This is a genomic window from Rhizobacter sp., assembly GCF_046595475.1.
In the GTDB taxonomy this organism is placed as follows: Bacteria; Pseudomonadota; Gammaproteobacteria; order Burkholderiales; family Burkholderiaceae_C; genus Rhizobacter.
Genome location: NZ_JBKJOQ010000126.1, coordinates 1 through 16996, shown reverse-complemented (window position 1 = coordinate 16996; position 16996 = coordinate 1). Strand labels below are relative to the sequence as shown.

The window sequence follows — 16996 nt, the reverse complement described above, 5'->3', positions numbered from 1 at the left end:
TGCGGCGAGGCACAGGTTGGCGCCTGTGGTGCTGGCTGCACTCTTGGCCACCGGTTGCAGCGTGCTTCCAGTTGTTCCGCCCGAGGCCCCGGTGGGCCCCCAGGCGCCGGTGCAATTGGAAGGCGCAAGCGGCGCTTTGTCGCCCGGCAAGAGCAAGGCCGTGCTGCAGCAGCTCTCGAACCAGGGCGATGAAGAGACCGCCATCTTCAGCCGCCACATGGCGGTCGAAGAGACCATCGTCGGCAGCCCGCTCACCACGGGCAACCAGGTGACTCTGCTGGTGGATGGCCCGGCCACTTACCGCGCCATGTTTGCCGCCATCCAGGGCGCCCGTGACCACATCAACATGGAAACCTACATCCTGGAAGACGACGAGGTGGGCCAGCGCTTTGCGCAGGCCTTGATCGCCAAGCAGCGCCAGGGCGTGCAGGTCAACTTGATCCGCGACAGCGTGGGCACGCTGGGCACGCCCGCGGCATTCTTCAAGGACTTAACGGACAACGGCATCAAGCTTCTCGAATTCAACCCGGTCAACCCCGCCAAGGCGCGCAAGGGCTGGGAGATCAACCAACGCGACCACCGTAAGCTGTTGATCGTGGACGGGCGTATCGCCTTCCTGGGCGGCATCAACATCAGCGGTGTGTACTCGGGTGGGTCGTTTCGCTCCGGCTCTCGCGCGCCGAAAGAAAAGAGCGAGCTTGCCTGGCGTGACACTGACCTGCAGTTGCAGGGACCGGTCGTGGCCGAGCTGCAAAGGCTCTTCATTTCGACCTGGGAAAAGCAGAAGGGTGGGCCCCTCACGCCGAAGAACTACTTCCCGCCGCCGCTGGCTGTGGGCAAGCAGGTGGTGCGGGCCATCGGCAGCTCGCCCGACGACCCCTACAGCCTCATCTACGCGACCTTGCTGTCCGCCATCGGCAGCGCCGAAACCAGCGTGCGCATCACCAACGCCTACTTTGCGCCAGACCCGCAGCTCTTGACCGCACTCGAAGCGGCGGCCCAACGGGGTGTGGACGTGAAGCTCATCTTGCCCAGCAAGACCGACTCGTGGCTCATCTTTCATGCAGGGCGCCACTACTACGACCGGCTGCTGCGCGGTGGCGTGAAGATCTTCGAGCGGCGCGGCGTGATCTTGCATTCCAAGACTGCCTTGATCGACGGCGTGTGGGCTACGGTGGGCTCGACCAATCTCGACTGGCGCAGCTTCTTGCACAACGACGAGGTGAACGCGGTGGTGCTGGGCTCCGACTTCGGCCACCAGGTGGAGGCCATGTTCGACAAAGACCTGGCCGAGTCTGAAGAGATCACGCTCGATGCGTGGAGGCACCGCCCGCTGGAATTCCGGGTGAAGGAGGTGTTTGCGACGGTCTGGGAATACTGGCTCTGAACCCTGGGAAACGACCAGTTCCCGAAGGGTCACGTGAGACTTCAGTGCAGGACAGCGGGATCGATTGCCGCGTGGTCGACCGGGGAAGCTTGCACAGCAACCGGATCTTCAGCAGCCGATGTCTCGGCTTGGGCTTGAGGCGCTGGACCTTGCGTCAGCGTGGCCAGGATCGACATCCATGATTCCATCGGCACGAGCGCCATGGTCTTGGAGAGCAGCTGCGGTAGCAGGCCTGCCAACAGAGCCGGCTTGAGATAGCCACGCCATGGCTTGGCCCACACCAGCGCGCCGCCTACGAGCAGCGCGATCGCGACGAGACCTATGGGGTGACGCTGTGCGAAAGGGCGGATCAGCGTCTTGCTTGCTTCGATGCCGACCATGCTGGCCATGCGCATCGGGTGGTGGGCCCACCAGCCCCGTACGGCGTCGATGAGCACGCTGGCACCGGGTATCGATTTAACAGTCTCAAGCCAATGAGGCAATTTACCGTGTGCAATTGCGCGGTGAGGCTGGGGCATCACGGCGACCATGGTCTGGCGCATGCGCTCACGCGATAGCGCCAAGCGTTCGGTTGCGGAGACTACCCCCTTGCCGTCAGTGCTCACGATGCGCTCACTTCACGCAACATGGCCACGTCAGCGCGCATCTGGCGACGCACGTTGTCGAAAGTAGCGGCAGCAGGCGCAGACCGGCCTGCCACCCAGCAGCCTATGGCGGCCATCAGTGGAAGCGCCGGGGCCGCAACCAGCGCCCAAGGAGCTGGCATGCTCTCAGGCGGTATGGCACCCCACAGCATCAACGCCACACCCGCCAGCACCACACCCGCTCCACCCAGGCATAGCGCGAGGGCGTTCAGCGCAACGCGCCGCTTCCACTGAGCCGAAGCACTGCCGATCTCGTCGCCGATCAGATCGGCATAGGCCTCGGCGTGGTCGGCCAGCAGCTGTGGCTGCGTGGCGATGAGGTGAAGCAAAGGGTGCATGGCGGCGTGGGATCAGTCTGCTCAGCTCTTGCGCGGGCGGCTCAGCAAGCTCACCAGCGCCATCAGCGCGGCGCCGGTCGCAGCGGCAATCAGCACCGCCTTGATCGGGTCGTTCTTGATGTAGCCGGAGGTCACGTCGGTGGCCAGCACTGCGCGGTCACGAATCTGCTGTGAGCCGGTACGCAAGGCGTCCATGCCGCGCTGCGCCAAAGCACTGGCTTGCTCGGTGGCACGGGTCACCATGGGTGAAACGGTTTCGCGCGCGCCCTGAACCGAGGTGGAAAGGCTGTCGAGTGCTTCGTTGGTCACACGCTGCGTGGACTTGATGGCTGCGTCGGCCTTCTCAGCGGCTTGGTCGGCGAGGTTGCCGTACTGGACGGGTGTGTTCATGATGGATCCTTAGAAAGTGAGAGAAGTAGGGCGGTAGGCTTGCGATGAGGCGTCAGCCTTTTCGCAGCAGGCCGACCAGGAAGCTCGCGATCGCAAGAACAGCGAACACGATGAACAGGATCTTGGCGATGCCCACGGCACCAGCGGCAATGCCACCAAAGCCGAACAGCGCGGCAATCAGGGCAATGATGAAAAATACGACTGCGTAGTGAAGCATGTATGGCTCCTTGAAGGGGTGGTCAGGGTTCGCAGACAGTTTTTGCTGCGATGTATGCAGTGTGGGCGCGCGCATTGCCCTGGCCAATAGGTCACATCGCCACCACCCTGTCGGGGGAGCGAGCGGACCTGCGTAGGAAGGCGCTTACAGCGACGCGCTCAGCTCGCCGTGGCTGCCGATTCGGGCAGCGCGACCTTGATCAGCGTGCCTTGCCCAGGCCCAGAAACCAAGGCCATCGAGCCGCCTTCGGCTTCCACGCGGTAGCGCATGCCGACCAGCCCGTACGCCGAGCGCGGCTTCAGCGTGGTGTCGAAGCCCGTGCCGTCGTCACGCACCGTCACCTCGACATGGCCGTCGCGCGATGCCATGCCTATCCACACCTGTGTGGCCTTGGCGTATTTGGAGATGTTGGTGATGGACTCTTGCACCAGCCGGTAGATCACCAGCTCTGCGGTGGCTTCGAGTTGCACCGGCTCCAGCGCGCAGTGCACCACGGTGCCCGAGTTCTTGGTGAAGTCGCGTGCCAGTATTTCCAGCGTCGCCACCAGGCCCAGATTGCTCAGCGTGGACGGGTGCAAGTCTTCGATGATGCGGCGCCCGAGTGCGATGCTGCTGTTGAGCGTGCCCACGAGGTGCGTGAGGCGCTCTAGCGCTTCTGGCGCCGTGCCGACCAGCCGCGAGCGTATGCGGGCGGCGTCGAGCTTGGCCGAGGTGAGCAGCGCGCCCAGCTCGTCGTGCAGGTTGCGAGCCAGGCGCTGGCGCTCGTCCTCACGTGCGGTCTGCAAGTGGTCGGTCAACTCGGTCAGCTGCAGGGTGCGCTGCGCCACCTCGATCTCGAGGCGATCACGCTCGACCTGCACCAGGCGCTGCTGCTCGGCGCGCTGGCCTTCGAGCAGCGAGGTTTGCCGCAGGTACATGAACAACGACAGCAAGCTCAGCGCACTCAAGACCGCCACGCCAAGGCGGCTGAACAGCAGGGTCTGGTCGATGCTTTGCCGGCCGATGGCCACGTTGGAGGTCTCGCGTGCCACCAGCTCAGCGGTAAGCTGGCGCACGGCCTCCATCTTCTCTTTGCCGATGTCACTCAGCACCAGCTGGGTCGCCGCTTCGAGCTTGCCTTCGTCGTGCAGGCGCATGGTCTCTGACAGCTCGGAGAGCTTGGCGTCGATCAGTGCATGCAGCTTGGCAAGCAACGCCGTGGAGCTGGCGTCCAGGCTGTAGTAGTGGTCGAGAAACCTGAACGACTCGGCGATGGTTCGCAACGCCCTGTCATAGGGCTGCAAATACTCTTTGCGATTGGTGATGAGGTAGCCGCGCTGGCCAGTTTCGGCGTCCAGCATGCTCTGGGCGAGGTTTTGGACACTCGTGCGTGCGGCGCCTACTTCAGCCAGATCGGTGAGCGTGCTGGCCGATCGCCAATAAGACGTTTCGCTGATACCGAGCATGGCCGCCACCGCCAGGCAGGCCAGAGGGAAGACGATGGGGTTTCGTTTGACGACCGTGAAAACGCTCATACTCGTGATTCGTCCGATAACATGTGATCATGCGTTGAGGAGCACTGAGGCACACCATGATTCGAATTGCCATTGTTGATGACCATGCCATGATTCGCGCCGGCCTGCGCCAATTCTTTGCTGACCAGCCCGATTTTGCGGTAGTTGCCGAAGCCACCAACGGGCGCGACGCGCTCGACATCGTGCGTGGCGGTGAGGTCGACGTGATCGTGCTCGACATCTCCATGCCCGACCAGAGTGGCGTCGATGCGCTGGCCGGCATCAAGGCCCGTGCTCCCGACCTGCCAGTGCTCATCTTGAGCGGCTTCCCCGAAGAGCACTACGCCACCACGCTGCTGCGCCAGGGCGCGAGCGGCTACCTCAACAAAGACTGTGACCCCGAAGAGATCGTCAAGGCGATCCGCACTGTCGCGCGTGGCCGCAAGTACATCACCGCCGGTGTGGCCGAGCGCCTGGCCGACGGGCTGGGTGGCGGGGCCGACAAGCCGCTGCACGAGCAGTTGTCTGAGCGCGAGCTGCAGGTCTTCTTGCGGCTGGCCAAGGGCGAGACCATCAGCCACATGGCCGACAGCATGTCGCTCAGCGTGAAGACGGTCAGCACCTACCGCACGCGGGTGATGGAAAAGATGAAGCTTGAGTCCAACAGCGACCTGACCTACTACGCGCTGAAGAACGGCCTCATTCAATAAGGCTTCAAGCCAGGCCGCCATGCCCGGTTTCTCCGGTCGCCAGGCGGCCGCAGTACAAGATCAGCGCATCGATCTCGTTGGACTTGTCAAACACCTTGTCGGCCCCGAGCTCGGTGCACTTGCGCCGTATGTCTTGCGTGGCGTAGTTGCTGAGCACCACCACGTTGTGATGATGGGCCAGGTGGCGCGCCGCCTTGAGCACGCCCAGCCCTGAGCCGCTCTTGAGAAAGATGTCGACGATGACGAGGTCGACGCCGTTGGCGGGCTGCTCCAGCCAATGCACGGCAGTTGCTTCATCTTCGGCCGTACCGACCACTTCGACAGGCACCAGCTCTTCGAGCGTGGCGATCAGGTTTTCGCGAATCACCTGGCTGTCTTCGACGATGTAAGTCCTGAGCGGCTGCATGCGCAGCAATCCTTCCTTGGAGGCACCTGCCTGAGGCTGCCCCTCTGTCATCGTGGGTTCCTCGGATGTGAGGTGCATTCTGCTGTCGAAATGTAGAGCAGTGAAAAGTTCCTCTCCAGTGTGGCGTGGTTTCAAAAATGCTGCCACCTGCAGAAAGCTCGATCAGCTGTCAGACAAGACCTACAAACCGACTTCCCTTTTTTCTCACGCCCAGCGCACCCAACGTAGGCGTTGCACTACAGCCGTTGGCGGCTCTGTCCGCTGTGCCTGCGCATGCGGCCTCCTGATACTGCCGAAACGTTGTGAACCCTCAGCGTTGAACTCAGCTCTTACGGAGGCTAACCCCATGAACCAAATCTTCAATCTCAAGTATTCGCTCATCGTTGCGTCGTTCCTGGCGCTGCCCCTGGCGGCCCAGGCGGCCACCATGAACAAGGCCGACTACAAGGCGGGCAAGGATCGCATCAGCGCAACCTACAAGTCTGAGAAGGCCGCTTGCGGCGCGATGTCGGCCAACGCCAAAGACATTTGCGTCGAAGAAGCCAAGGGCAAGGAAAAAGTCGCCAAGGCCGAGCTGGAATACAGCTACACCGGCAAGGCCAAAGACAAGAACAAGTTACTGAAGGCCAAGGCCGAAGCCACCTATGCCGTGGCCAAGGAGCGTTGCGACGACAAGGCCGGCAACGACAAGGACGTCTGCGTGAAGGAGGCCAAGGCCGCCCAGACCCATGCTTTGGCTGATGCCAAGATGGGCAAGGAGATGGCCGCTTCCCGCAATGAAGCCAGCGAAGACAAGCGCGATGCCGACTACAAGGTCGCCGCCGAGAAGTGCGACGCCATGGCGGGTGACGCCAAGAGCAGCTGCATTGCGTCGGCCAAGGCGCAGTTCGGCAAGTGAGCGTTCTCTGAACTGAAAAAGGCCCGCATTGCGGGCCTTTTCTGTTTCGGCGGCCGCCTTACAAGTGAAACCAGGCGAAGCCGCCGAGGGCGATGCCGATGACGCTCAGGCCTAGCACTGCGTACTCCAGCCATCGCTTCTTGGTGAGCAAGGCAATGGCGGCCATGGCGATGGCGATCTGCAAAGCGGTGGTGGCTTGAGCCCAGCGGTGATGCTGGTGCATCTGCTCGTCGCTCTTCTTGCTCCATTCAACGGCTTGAGCTTCGAGTGAACTGGCCTTGGTGGAGATCTCGGCCTTCTCGCTTTCGTAGCGCTTGGCTTTTTCGAGCTGGGTGGCGCGACCGGCTTCGGGCACCACTTGCGCAGCGAACTCAGCGAGCGTCTGCTTGTTGCTTTTGGCCTGATAGAAATTCCACTGGTCAGACGCCAAGGTCTGTTTGACCGCTGCTTCGTTCTTGTACAGGATGGCGTTGGCCTGGGTGGCGCCGCCCATGTACGCAAACATGGCGCCCACCGTCGCAAGAAGAGCGGTGATCACCGCCAGTTGCCCGGCCATGCCACCCGGGTCGTGCTGCGCGGCATGCTCCAACTCGTGGTCGTGCGGGCCGTGCACGTGAAATCCGTCTCCAGACATTTCGGTCTCCTCAGGTGTGGTTGTAGGTGGCAAAGCTGTAGCCCTCGCGCGAGTCGCGCTCGGCCAGCTTGAACTGGCTGCGATCCCAGGGTGGGAAGAAAACGTCGCCGGCAATCTCGGCGTCGATCTCGGTGAGCACCAGCTGGTCGGCGCGTGGCAGGGCCAGCGCGTAGATCTCGGCGCCGCCGAGCACGAAGGCCTTGGGCGCGCCCGCGAGCAGGTCGAGTGCCGCGTCCAGCGAGGTGACGGCCTCGGCGCCCTCTGCGCGCCACGCCGTGCTGCGGGTGATGACCACGTTGCGCCGGCCGGGCAGCGGGCGAAAGCGCTCGGGCAGAGAGTCAAAGGTCTTGCGGCCCATGATGACCGGATGGCCCATGGTGACCCGGCGCAGGTGCTTCTGGTCTTCAGGCTCGCGCCAGAGCAGGCCGTTGTCCTTGCCTATGGCACCGTTGCGGGCCACGGCCGCGATCAGGCTGATTTGAGTACGTGTCATGCAGGTGATTGTCTCAGCCCGGTGGGCTTCAAGACAGCGTGGCGGCCTCTCGGCCGTGGTTGATGTGCTGCTGCATCAGGCGCTTCACGCGCGCAGCGTCACGCGCGGCGAGCGCCGCCATGATCTGCCGGTGCTCGGCCAGCGAGGCTTCGAGCCGGCCTTGCTTGAAGAGCGAGTGGTGGCGGTTGAGCTTCATCACGCGGCGCAGGTCGTTCACCATCTGCAGGCGCCAGCGGTTGTCGGCGATCAGCAGCAGGCGCATGTGGAACTGCTCGTTGGCCCGAAAGAAGGCGTCACGGTCGGCGACGGTGGTTTCGAGCAACTGGTGCAAGGCTTCAAGCTCGGTCAGCTGCGCGGCCGTGGCTTGGGTGGCAACGGCTGCGGCGGCGTCGCTTTCAAGCAGGGCGAGCAGGTGAAACACCTCTGAGAGGTCGCGCTCCGACACTTCGGTGACATAGGCGCCGCGGCGCAGCTTCATGGTCACCAGGCCTTCTGAGGCCAGCACCTTCAGCGCTTCGCGCAGCGGCGTGCGGCTGATGCCGTATTCGGTGGCCAGCGATTGCTCGTCGATCCAGCTGCCGGGGGGCAGGGTGTGCGCCAGGATGCGCGCCCGCACGCGCTCGGCCACCTGCTCGTACAGGGCGCTTTCGCGCAGGCGCAAATGGGGCACGGGGCCAGATGAAACCGGGGAAGACGTGGGCATGGGCTGCAAGCGAGCGGGGTGAACTGGGCTACATTGTAGATATAATTCAATTTTGAATTATGGATGATGGGCTTGCCGTCGTCCAATGGCTTGATTACTGTTGTTCACTCAAAACCGCTGCCATGCCCCACGACGCCAAGCTTTCCCTCGATGCCCTCGCCGCGTGGCGAAAGGCTGCGGCCAGGTCTGCCCCGGGTGGCCAGCTTGATGCGTTGAACTGGGTCACGCCCGAGGGCATCGTCGTCAAGCCGCTCTACACCGCGGCCGATGTGCAGGGCTTGCCCCACACCGACACGCTGCCCGGCTTCGCGCCCTTCGTGCGCGGCCCGCAGGCCACCATGTACGCCGTGCGGCCGTGGACGATCCGCCAGTACGCTGGCTTCTCTACTGCCGAAGCCTCCAACGAGTTCTACCGCAACGCGCTTGCCGCCGGCGGCCAAGGCGTGAGCGTGGCGTTCGACCTGGCCACCCACCGCGGCTACGACAGCGACCACCCGCGCGTGACCGGCGACGTGGGCAAGGCCGGCGTGGCCATCGACAGCGTGGAAGACATGAAGATTCTCTTCAATGGCATCCCGCTCGACACCGTGAGCGTGAGCATGACGATGAACGGTGCCGTGTTGCCCGTATTGGCCGGCTACGTGGTGGCGGCCGAAGAGCAGGGCGTGCCGCAAGACAAGTTGAGCGGGACCATCCAGAACGACATCTTGAAGGAGTTCATGGTCCGCAATACCTACATCTACCCGCCCGAGCCCAGCATGCGGGCTGTGGGCGACATCATCGAGTACACGGCGAAGAACATGCCGAAGTTCAACTCGATCAGCATCTCGGGCTATCACATGCAGGAGGCCGGCGCCAACCAGGCGCTGGAGCTGGCCTTCACGCTGGCCGACGGCAAGGAGTACGTGAAGACGGCGCTGGCCAAGGGACTGGATGTCGACGAATTCGCCGGGAGGCTTTCATTCTTCTGGGCGATCGGCATGAACTTCTACCTGGAAGTCGCCAAGATGCGCGCGGCGCGGCTCTTGTGGTGGCGGATCATGAAGGGCTTCAATGCCAGGAATCCCAAGAGCCTGATGCTGCGCACCCACTGCCAGACTTCGGGCTGGTCGCTGACCGAGCAGGACCCGTACAACAACATCGTGCGTACCACCATCGAGGCCATGGCGGCGGTGTTCGGCGGCACGCAGTCGCTGCACACCAACTCGTTCGACGAAGCCATCGCGTTGCCGACCGAGTTCTCGGCGCGCATCGCCCGCAACACCCAGCTCATCCTCCAGGAGGAAACCCACATCACCAACGTCGTCGACCCTTGGGCCGGCAGCTACATGATGGAAAAGCTGACGCAGGACATGGCGGATGCGGCCTGGAAGATCATCGAGGAGGTCGAATCCATGGGCGGCATGGTGCGCGCCGTCGACTCCGGCTGGGCCAAGCTCAAGATCGAAGCCGCCGCGGCGGAAAAGCAGGCGCGCATCGACTCGGGCAAGGACGTGATCGTTGGGGTCAACAAGTACCGGCTGGCGAAGGAAGATGCGGTCGAAATTCGCGAAGTCGACAATGTGATGGTGCGCGAGAACCAGATCGCCCGGCTGCGGCAGATTCGCGCCGCGCGCGACAGCGCAAAGGTGCAGGCTGCGCTGGACGCGCTCACGGCCGCGGCCGAGAGCGGCGGCGGCAACCTGCTCGACCTCAGCATCCAGGCCGTGCGCTTGCGCGCGACGGTGGGCGAGGTTTCCGACGCGCTCGAGAAGGTGTTTGGGCGCCATCGCGCCGATACGCAAAAGGTGACCGGAGTGTATGCAGCCGCCTATGACTCGGCCGAGGGCTGGGACAAACTCAAGGCCGAAATCGCCGGCTTCGCGCAGGAGCAGGGCCGCCGCCCCCGCGTCATGATTTCCAAGCTCGGCCAGGACGGGCACGACCGCGGCGCCAAGGTGGTGGCGACGGCTTTCGCCGACCTCGGCTTCGACGTCGACATGGGGCCGCTGTTCCAGACCCCCGAAGAATGTGCGCGCCAGGCGATCGAGAACGACGTGCATGCGGTGGGCGTTTCCACACTGGCCGCCGGGCACAAGACACTGGTTCCCGCCATCATCGAAGAGTTGAAGAAGCAGGGCGCCGACGACATCATCGTTTTCGTGGGCGGCGTCATCCCGCAGCAGGACTACGAGTTTCTGTATGCGTCGGGCGTGAAGGGCATCTACGGGCCCGGCACGCCCATCCCGGCCAGCGCCAAGGATGTGCTCGAGCAGATCAGGAAGGCCCTGGCTGCCCCATGAACGCGGCCGAACGCGTGCTCGCCGGGTCAGGCACGGAGCAACGCCGTGCCATCGCCAAAGCCATCACCCTGCTGGAATCGACGCGCGCGGATCATCGGGCCCTGGCCGATGAAATGCTCATGGCCTTGCTGCCCCACACGGGAAAATCGTTCCGGCTCGGCATCAGCGGCGTGCCGGGCGTCGGTAAAAGCACATTCATCGAAGGGCTCGGCCTCCTGCTGATTGGCAAGGGACATCGCGTGGCGGTGCTCACCATCGATCCTTCCAGCACCGTGTCGGGCGGCTCGATCCTGGGCGACAAGACACGCATGGAAAGGCTGTCCGTGCACGAGCAGGCGTTCATCCGGCCCAGTCCCTCCAGCGGGACGCTCGGGGGCGTGGCCGAAAAGACGCGCGAAGCCATTTTGGTGTGCGAAGCGGCGGGCTATGACATCGTCATCGTCGAAACCGTGGGCGTCGGCCAGAGCGAGATCGCCGTCACCGGCATGACCGACATGTTCGTCCTGATGCAGCTGCCCAACGCCGGCGACGACCTGCAGGCCATCAAGAAGGGCGTGATGGAACTGGCCGACCTGGTCGTCATCAACAAGGCCGACCTGGATCTCGACGCGGCAACCCGCGCCCAGGGGCAGATCACCAGCGCACTGCGCCTGCTGGCGCGCCACGGCCGCGCCCCTCAAGTGCTGCAGCTCAGCGCCTTGCTGGGGCAGGGCGTGGATGATTTCTGGAACGCCGTGGCCGAATTCAAGAACCTGCGGGGCGCGAGCGGCCAGCTTGCCGCGCGCCGGCAGAACCAGTCCCTCGCCTGGATGTGGGAGCGCATCGAAGCCGGATTGAAGCAGGCTTTCAGGCACAACCCTGAGGTCCAGCGTTTGCTGCCCGCCGTAACCTCCGATGTCGCGCAAGGCCGGCTGCCGGCCTCGACGGCTGCCCGGCGCCTTCTCGACAAGCACATGCACCTGAACTAGAAAGACCGACATGCACGACATCCTCGAACAACTCGAGAAGAAACGCGGCGCCGCGCGCCTGGGGGGGGGCGAAAAGCGGATCGCCGCCCAGCACGGCAAGGGCAAGCTCACCGCCCGCGAGCGGCTGGAGCTGTTGCTGGACGAGGGCACGTTCGAGGAATGGGACATGTTCGTCGAGCACCGGTGCCACGATTTCGGGATGGACAGGAACAAGGTGCCCGGTGACGGCGTCGTGACCGGCTACGGCATGATCAACGGCCGCCTGGTGTTCGTCTTCAGCCAGGACTTCACGGTCTTCGGCGGTGCGCTGTCCGAGGCCCATGCCGAGAAGATCTGCAAAGTCATGGACCAGGCGATGAAGGTGGGCGCGCCCGTGATCGGCCTGAACGACTCCGGCGGCGCGCGTATCCAGGAAGGCGTGGCGTCCCTGGGCGGATACGCCGATGTATTCCAGCGCAACGTGATGGCTTCGGGCGTGATTCCGCAGATCAGCATGGTCATGGGCCCCTGCGCCGGGGGCGCCGTGTACTCCCCGGCCATGACCGACTTCATCTTCATGGTCAAGGACAGCTCGTACATGTTCGTCACCGGCCCCGAGGTCGTGAAAACCGTGACGCACGAGGAAGTCACCGCCGAGGAGCTGGGCGGGGCCATCACGCACACGACCCGCAGCGGTGTGGCCGACCTGGCCTTTGAGAATGATGTGGAGGCGCTCTTGATGCTGCGCCGCCTGTACAACTACCTGCCGCTCAACAACCGCGAAAAGGCGCCGGTTCGGCCCAGCAACGACCCGGCCGAGCGGATCGACCTGTCCCTGGACACGCTGGTGCCCGACAACCCGAACAAGCCCTACGACATGAAGGAGTTGATCGTCAAGACCGTGGACGACGGTGACTTCTTCGAGCTGCAGCCGGAGTACGCCAAGAACATCATCGTGGGTTTTGGCCGCATGGAAGGCCAGACCGTGGGCATCGTGGCCAATCAGCCGCTGGTGCTGGCGGGCTGCCTGGACATCAAGAGCTCGATCAAGGCGGCGCGCTTCGTGCGCTTTTGCGATGCCTTCAACATTCCCGTCATCACCTTTGTCGACGTGCCCGGCTTCATGCCCGGCACCAGCCAGGAGTACGGGGGCATCATCAAGCACGGCGCCAAGCTGCTGTACGCCTATGCCGAGTGCACGGTTCCCAAGATCACGGTGATCACGCGCAAGGCCTACGGCGGGGCCTATGACGTGATGAGCTCCAAGCACCTGCGCGGCGACGTCAACTTCGCCTGGCCCAATGCCGAGATCGCGGTGATGGGCGCCAAGGGCGCCGTGGAGATCATCTTCCGGGAAGACAAGTCAGACCCCGCCAAACTCGCGGCGCGAGAGGCCGAGTACAAGGCACGCTTCGCCAATCCCTTCGTCGCCGGCGCGCGCGGGTTCATCGACGACGTGATTCTGCCGCGCGAGACCCGCAAGCGGATCTGCCGCTCGCTCATCATGCTGCGGGCCAAGAAAGTGGAAAATCCGTGGCGCAAGCACGGCAACATTCCGCTGTAGAAATGGCCCACCCCCGAAGCGCCCTCGGCGCCTCCCCTTCAAGGGGGCGCAACCAGCGGCCCGGCAAAGCCGGTTCCGCGTTCGCCCCCGCGACGATCTGCCGGACGGAGAAGACCTGTGTTTGAAAAAATCCTCATCGCCAACCGCGGCGAAATCGCCTGCCGCGTCATCAGGACCGCCAGAAAAATGGGCATCAAGACGGTGGCGGTGTATTCCGATGCCGACCGTGATGCGCGCCACGTCGAGCTGGCCGACGAGGCCGTGCATATCGGCGCTGCGCCCAGCCGCGACAGCTACCTGCAGGCCGACCGGATCATCGCCGCCTGCAAGCAGACCGGCGCGCAGGCGGTGCATCCCGGTTACGGCTTCCTCAGCGAGAACGAAGCTTTTGCCCGGCGGGTCGAGGAGGAGGGCATCGTCTTCATCGGCCCCAAGCACTATTCCATTGCCGCCATGGGCGACAAGATCGCCTCGAAGAAACTGGCCAACGAAGCCAGGGTCAACACCATTCCCGGCTGGAACGACGCGATCGAGACCGCCGAGCGCGCCGTCGCGATCGCCCGGGACATCGGGTACCCCGTGATGATCAAGGCGTCCGCCGGCGGCGGCGGCAAGGGCCTTCGCGTGGCATTCAACGACAAGGACGCCCACGAGGGCTTCACCTCCTGCCGCAACGAAGCGCGCAACAGTTTCGGCGACGACCGGGTATTCATCGAGAAGTTCGTCGAGGAGCCGCGCCACATCGAGATCCAGGTGCTGGGCGACAGCCAGGGCAGCGTGATCTACCTGAACGAGCGCGAATGCTCGATCCAGCGCCGCCACCAGAAGGTGATCGAGGAGGCGCCTTCGCCCTTCATCAGCGAGGCGACCCGCAAGGCCATGGGCGAGCAGGCCGTGGCGCTGGCCAAGGCCGTCAGATACCAGAGCGCGGGGACGGTGGAGTTCGTGGTCGGCAAGGACCAGAGCTTCTTTTTCCTGGAGATGAATACCCGGCTCCAGGTGGAGCATCCGGTCACCGAGTGCATCACCGGGCTGGACCTGGTGGAACTCATGATCCGTGTCGCGGCGGGCGAGCCATTGCCCCTCAGCCAGTCCGAGGTCAGGCGCAACGGCTGGGCGATCGAATGCCGGATCAATGCGGAAGACCCGTTTCGCAACTTCTTGCCGAGCACCGGCCGCTTGGTCCGCTTCCAGCCGCCCAAGGAGAGCATGTGGGCGGCCGATGCCGAACACCTCTACGGCGTGCGTGTCGACACCGGCGTCCTGGACGGCGGCGAAATCCCCATGTATTACGACTCGATGATCGCCAAGCTCATCGTGCACGGACAGGACCGCGACGACGCCATCGCGAAGATGCGCGAAGCGCTGAACGGCTTCGTCATCCGGGGCATCTCCAGCAATATTCCTTTCCAGGCCGCACTGCTCGCCCATCCCAGCTTCATCGCGGGCGACTTCAACACCGGCTTCATCGCCGAACATTATGGCAGCGGCTTTCGTGCCGAGAACGTTCCGCACGAGGATCCCGACTTCCTGGTGGCCCTGGCTGCGTACGTGAATCGCCGCAACCTCCAGCGCGCCGCCGGTATCGGCGGCCAGCTGCCGGGGCACGAGTTCGTCGTCGGCGAAGAATTCGTTGCCGTGCTGCTGGATGCCAAGGGCCAGCACCGGCGGCAGCCGGCCACGGTGCGTGATTTCCAGGCTCAATCGGGTTCCAGCGCGGTCGAGACGGCGGGCAAGCGCTACGAGATCTGCACCAGCTGGCACATGGGCGGCGCGCGGATTCGCGGCACGGCCAACGGCAAGGCGTTCACCGCGCAGGTGGAGCGGGGCGTGGGGAAGAACCCGCTGGCGATTCGCATCATCCACAACGGCACGCGCCTGGATGCGCTCGTGCTGACCCCGCGCGCGGCACGCCTGCATGCGCTGATGCCTTACAAGGCGCCGCCGGACATGAGCCGCTATGTCCTGTCGCCCATGCCGGGGTTGCTGGTCGATGTGGCCGTGCAACCGGGGCAGCAGGTCCAGGCGGGCGAGCGGGTCGCGGTCATCGAGGCGATGAAGATGGAGAATGTCCTGTTCGCCGCCGCGGACGGCGTGGTGGGCAAGGTGCTGGCCAGCAAGGGGGAAAGCCTCACCGTGGACCAGCCCATTGTCGAGTTCGTCTGAGGCCCGCCATGACCCAGCGCCCCTTCAAGGTTCTCGGCATCCAGCAAATCGCCATCGGCGGCACGGACAAGAACAGGCTGCAAAGACTGTGGGTCCAGCTGTTTGGCCTGGAGGTCACCGGTACGTTCAGGAGCGCCAGCGAAAACGTCGATGAGGACATCTGCTCCCTGGGCACCGGGCCTTTCAAGGTCGAAGTGGACCTGATGCAGCCGCTCGACCCCGACAGGAAGCCGGCCGTTCACCAGACGCCGCTCAACCATGTGGGCCTCTGGATCGACGACCTCCCCCGGGCGGTGGAATGGCTGAGCGGGCAAGGGGTCCGGTTCGCCCCCGGGGGGATACGCCGCGGGGCGGCAGGCTTCGATATCTGCTTCATCCACCCCAAGGGCAACGAGGAAAGCCCGGTCGGCGGAGAAGGTGTCCTGATCGAGCTGGTTCAGGCGCCGGCTGAGGTCGTGACGGCGTTCGCCAGGCTGGCCGCGGCACCTTTGATAACAAACTGACCCCCTCTCGGGGAATCCCCGAAGAGCTTTTGCGGGCAGCGCAGGCGTAGACTGGCTCCGGGGCGTACCGCCCCGCAGAGCCGAGCCGCTCCCTTTCCGGGCGGGGCGGCCATGCCAGGGAGACCCAGCTTTGCAGCGAACCGATATTGCCAACCCGTCCTATTTCCACAAGGTCGTCGATTGCCAATGGGCATGCCCCGCCCACACCCCCGTACCCGAATACATCCGGCTGATCGCACAAGGCCGCTACGGCGACGCCTACATGATCAACTGGGCGTCGAACGTCTTCCCGGGAATCCTGGGACGCACCTGCGACAGGCCGTGCGAGCCGGCCTGCCGCCGCGGGAGGGTGGAAGAGAACAACGCCGGGCAGCCCGAGCCGGTTGCCATTTGTCGCTTGAAGCGCGTCGCCGCCGACATGAAGGAGGACGTGACCCATCGCATGCCCAAGGTGGGCCCGAAGAACGGCAAGCGCATCGCCTGCATCGGCGCCGGGCCGGCTTCCCTGACCGTCGCCCGCGACCTTGCGCCGCTGGGCTATGAGGTGACAGTGTTCGATGGCGAAGCCAAGGCCGGCGGCTTCATCCGCACGCAGATTCCGCGTTTTCGCCTGCCCGAGTCGGTGATCGACGAAGAGACGGGCTACATCCTCGACCTAGGGGTGCAATTTCGCAGCGGCGAGCGCATCGACTCGATGAAGGCGCTGATGGCGCAGGGTTGGGACGCCATCTTCGTGGGCTGCGGCGCACCGCGCGGGCGCAACCTCGAGATTCCGGGCCGCGAAGAGGCAGCGGCCAACATCCACATCGGCATCGACTGGCTGGCCTCCGTCTCGTTCGGCCATGTGGCGACGATCGGCAGGCGCGTGATCGTGCTCGGCGGCGGCAACACGGCCATGGATTGCTGCCGTTCAGCGCGGCGGCTGGGCGGCGCGGACGTCAAGGTCATCGTGCGCAGCGGCTTCGACGAGATGAAAGCCTCACCTTGGGAAAAGGAAGACGCGATGCACGAGGGCATCCCGATCGTGAACTATCACGTGCCCAAGGCTTTCGTGCACCACGACGGCAAGCTGCAGGGCATGACCTTCGAGATCGTGAAGGCGGTCTACGACGAAAAGGGTCGGCGCAAGCTGGTGCCCACCGGCGAGCCCGACGCCTTCTTCGAATGCGACGACGTGCTGGTCGCGCTCGATCCATGGAAAAGCGTTTTCCTGCCCGACCG

Annotated in this window: 18 protein-coding genes; 9 read left to right on the top strand and 9 right to left on the bottom strand. The window is 64.3% G+C overall.

Annotated features, from left to right (window positions below):
* Positions 1-28 precede the first annotated feature (28 nt).
* Positions 29-1387, top strand: coding sequence for a cardiolipin synthase (gene cls, locus AC30QB_RS22725; RefSeq protein ID WP_489548560.1), 1359 nt, complete (start codon positions 29-31; stop codon positions 1385-1387).
* 41 nt (positions 1388-1428) lie between these two features.
* On the opposite strand, the gene AC30QB_RS22720 is transcribed toward cls, so the two are convergent.
* The 5 genes from AC30QB_RS22720 to AC30QB_RS22700 all read right to left on the bottom strand — a co-directional run bounded on the left by AC30QB_RS22720 (position 1429) and on the right by AC30QB_RS22700 (position 4490).
* Entirely contained in the window at positions 1429-1992 is a 564-nt protein-coding gene (locus AC30QB_RS22720; RefSeq protein WP_489548559.1) for a hypothetical protein, read from the bottom strand.
* Positions 1989-2369, bottom strand: coding sequence for a hypothetical protein (locus AC30QB_RS22715; protein WP_489548558.1), 381 nt, complete (start codon positions 2367-2369; stop codon positions 1989-1991). The genes AC30QB_RS22720 and AC30QB_RS22715 overlap by 4 nt, the downstream gene beginning before the upstream one ends.
* A 21-nt stretch (positions 2370-2390) precedes the next feature.
* Positions 2391-2759 carry a hypothetical protein gene (locus AC30QB_RS22710; protein WP_489548557.1) on the bottom strand — a complete coding sequence of 123 codons (369 nt, stop codon included), beginning with the start codon at positions 2757-2759 and terminating at the stop codon, positions 2391-2393.
* 52 nt (positions 2760-2811) lie between these two features.
* On the bottom strand, positions 2812-2976 hold the full coding sequence (locus tag AC30QB_RS22705; RefSeq protein ID WP_489548556.1) for a DUF1328 domain-containing protein: 165 nt from the start codon (positions 2974-2976) through the stop codon (positions 2812-2814).
* 158 nt (positions 2977-3134) lie between these two features.
* Positions 3135-4490 (bottom strand): CHASE3 domain-containing protein, encoded by a 1356-nt coding sequence (locus AC30QB_RS22700; protein WP_489548555.1) that lies wholly within the window; start codon positions 4488-4490, stop codon positions 3135-3137.
* Between the two features lie 56 nt (positions 4491-4546).
* Between AC30QB_RS22700 and AC30QB_RS22695 the strand changes: the two genes are divergently transcribed.
* Positions 4547-5179 (top strand): response regulator, encoded by a 633-nt coding sequence (locus AC30QB_RS22695; protein ID WP_489548554.1) that lies wholly within the window; start codon positions 4547-4549, stop codon positions 5177-5179.
* 4 nt (positions 5180-5183) lie between these two features.
* On the opposite strand, the gene AC30QB_RS22690 is transcribed toward AC30QB_RS22695, so the two are convergent.
* Complete coding sequence (locus AC30QB_RS22690; protein ID WP_489548553.1) at positions 5184-5585, bottom strand: response regulator transcription factor; 402 nt, start codon at positions 5583-5585, stop codon at positions 5184-5186.
* A gap of 346 nt (positions 5586-5931) precedes the next feature.
* Here AC30QB_RS22690 and AC30QB_RS22685 point away from each other — a divergent pair, with 346 nt between their 5' ends.
* Entirely contained in the window at positions 5932-6483 is a 552-nt protein-coding gene (locus AC30QB_RS22685) for a hypothetical protein (protein ID WP_489548552.1), read from the top strand.
* Positions 6484-6541: 58 nt separating this feature from the next.
* On the opposite strand, the gene AC30QB_RS22680 is transcribed toward AC30QB_RS22685, so the two are convergent.
* From AC30QB_RS22680 to AC30QB_RS22670, 3 genes are read right to left on the bottom strand one after another with little or no spacing between them, the layout of a single operon-like run.
* Positions 6542-7117 (bottom strand): DUF4337 domain-containing protein, encoded by a 576-nt coding sequence (locus AC30QB_RS22680; protein ID WP_489548551.1) that lies wholly within the window; start codon positions 7115-7117, stop codon positions 6542-6544.
* 10 nt (positions 7118-7127) lie between these two features.
* Positions 7128-7610 carry a dihydrofolate reductase gene (locus AC30QB_RS22675; protein WP_489548550.1) on the bottom strand — a complete coding sequence of 161 codons (483 nt, stop codon included), beginning with the start codon at positions 7608-7610 and terminating at the stop codon, positions 7128-7130.
* Between the two features lie 28 nt (positions 7611-7638).
* Entirely contained in the window at positions 7639-8280 is a 642-nt protein-coding gene (locus AC30QB_RS22670) for a GntR family transcriptional regulator (protein ID WP_489548549.1), read from the bottom strand.
* A 155-nt stretch (positions 8281-8435) separates the two neighbouring features.
* On the opposite strand from AC30QB_RS22670, the gene scpA reads away from it, so the two are divergent.
* The 6 genes from scpA to AC30QB_RS22640 form a co-directional block, all read left to right on the top strand.
* Complete coding sequence (gene scpA / locus AC30QB_RS22665; RefSeq protein WP_489548548.1) at positions 8436-10595, top strand: methylmalonyl-CoA mutase; 2160 nt, start codon at positions 8436-8438, stop codon at positions 10593-10595.
* The gene (meaB, locus tag AC30QB_RS22660; RefSeq protein WP_489548547.1) at positions 10592-11563 is read left to right on the top strand and encodes a methylmalonyl Co-A mutase-associated GTPase MeaB; all 972 of its coding nucleotides are present in this window, start codon (positions 10592-10594) and stop codon (positions 11561-11563) included. Before scpA ends, meaB begins: the two co-directional genes overlap by 4 nt.
* Positions 11564-11573: 10 nt before the next feature.
* Positions 11574-13106, top strand: coding sequence for an acyl-CoA carboxylase subunit beta (locus AC30QB_RS22655; protein WP_489548546.1), 1533 nt, complete (start codon positions 11574-11576; stop codon positions 13104-13106).
* A gap of 117 nt (positions 13107-13223) precedes the next feature.
* On the top strand, positions 13224-15272 hold the full coding sequence (locus AC30QB_RS22650) for an acetyl-CoA carboxylase biotin carboxylase subunit (RefSeq protein ID WP_489548545.1): 2049 nt from the start codon (positions 13224-13226) through the stop codon (positions 15270-15272).
* An 8-nt stretch (positions 15273-15280) separates the two neighbouring features.
* Positions 15281-15775: a VOC family protein gene (locus AC30QB_RS22645; protein WP_489548544.1), complete on the top strand. Its 495-nt coding sequence runs from the start codon at positions 15281-15283 to the stop codon at positions 15773-15775.
* 130 nt (positions 15776-15905) lie between these two features.
* Positions 15906-16996: FAD-dependent oxidoreductase (locus AC30QB_RS22640; protein WP_489548543.1), on the top strand; the 1091-nt coding region annotated here is incomplete at its 3' end.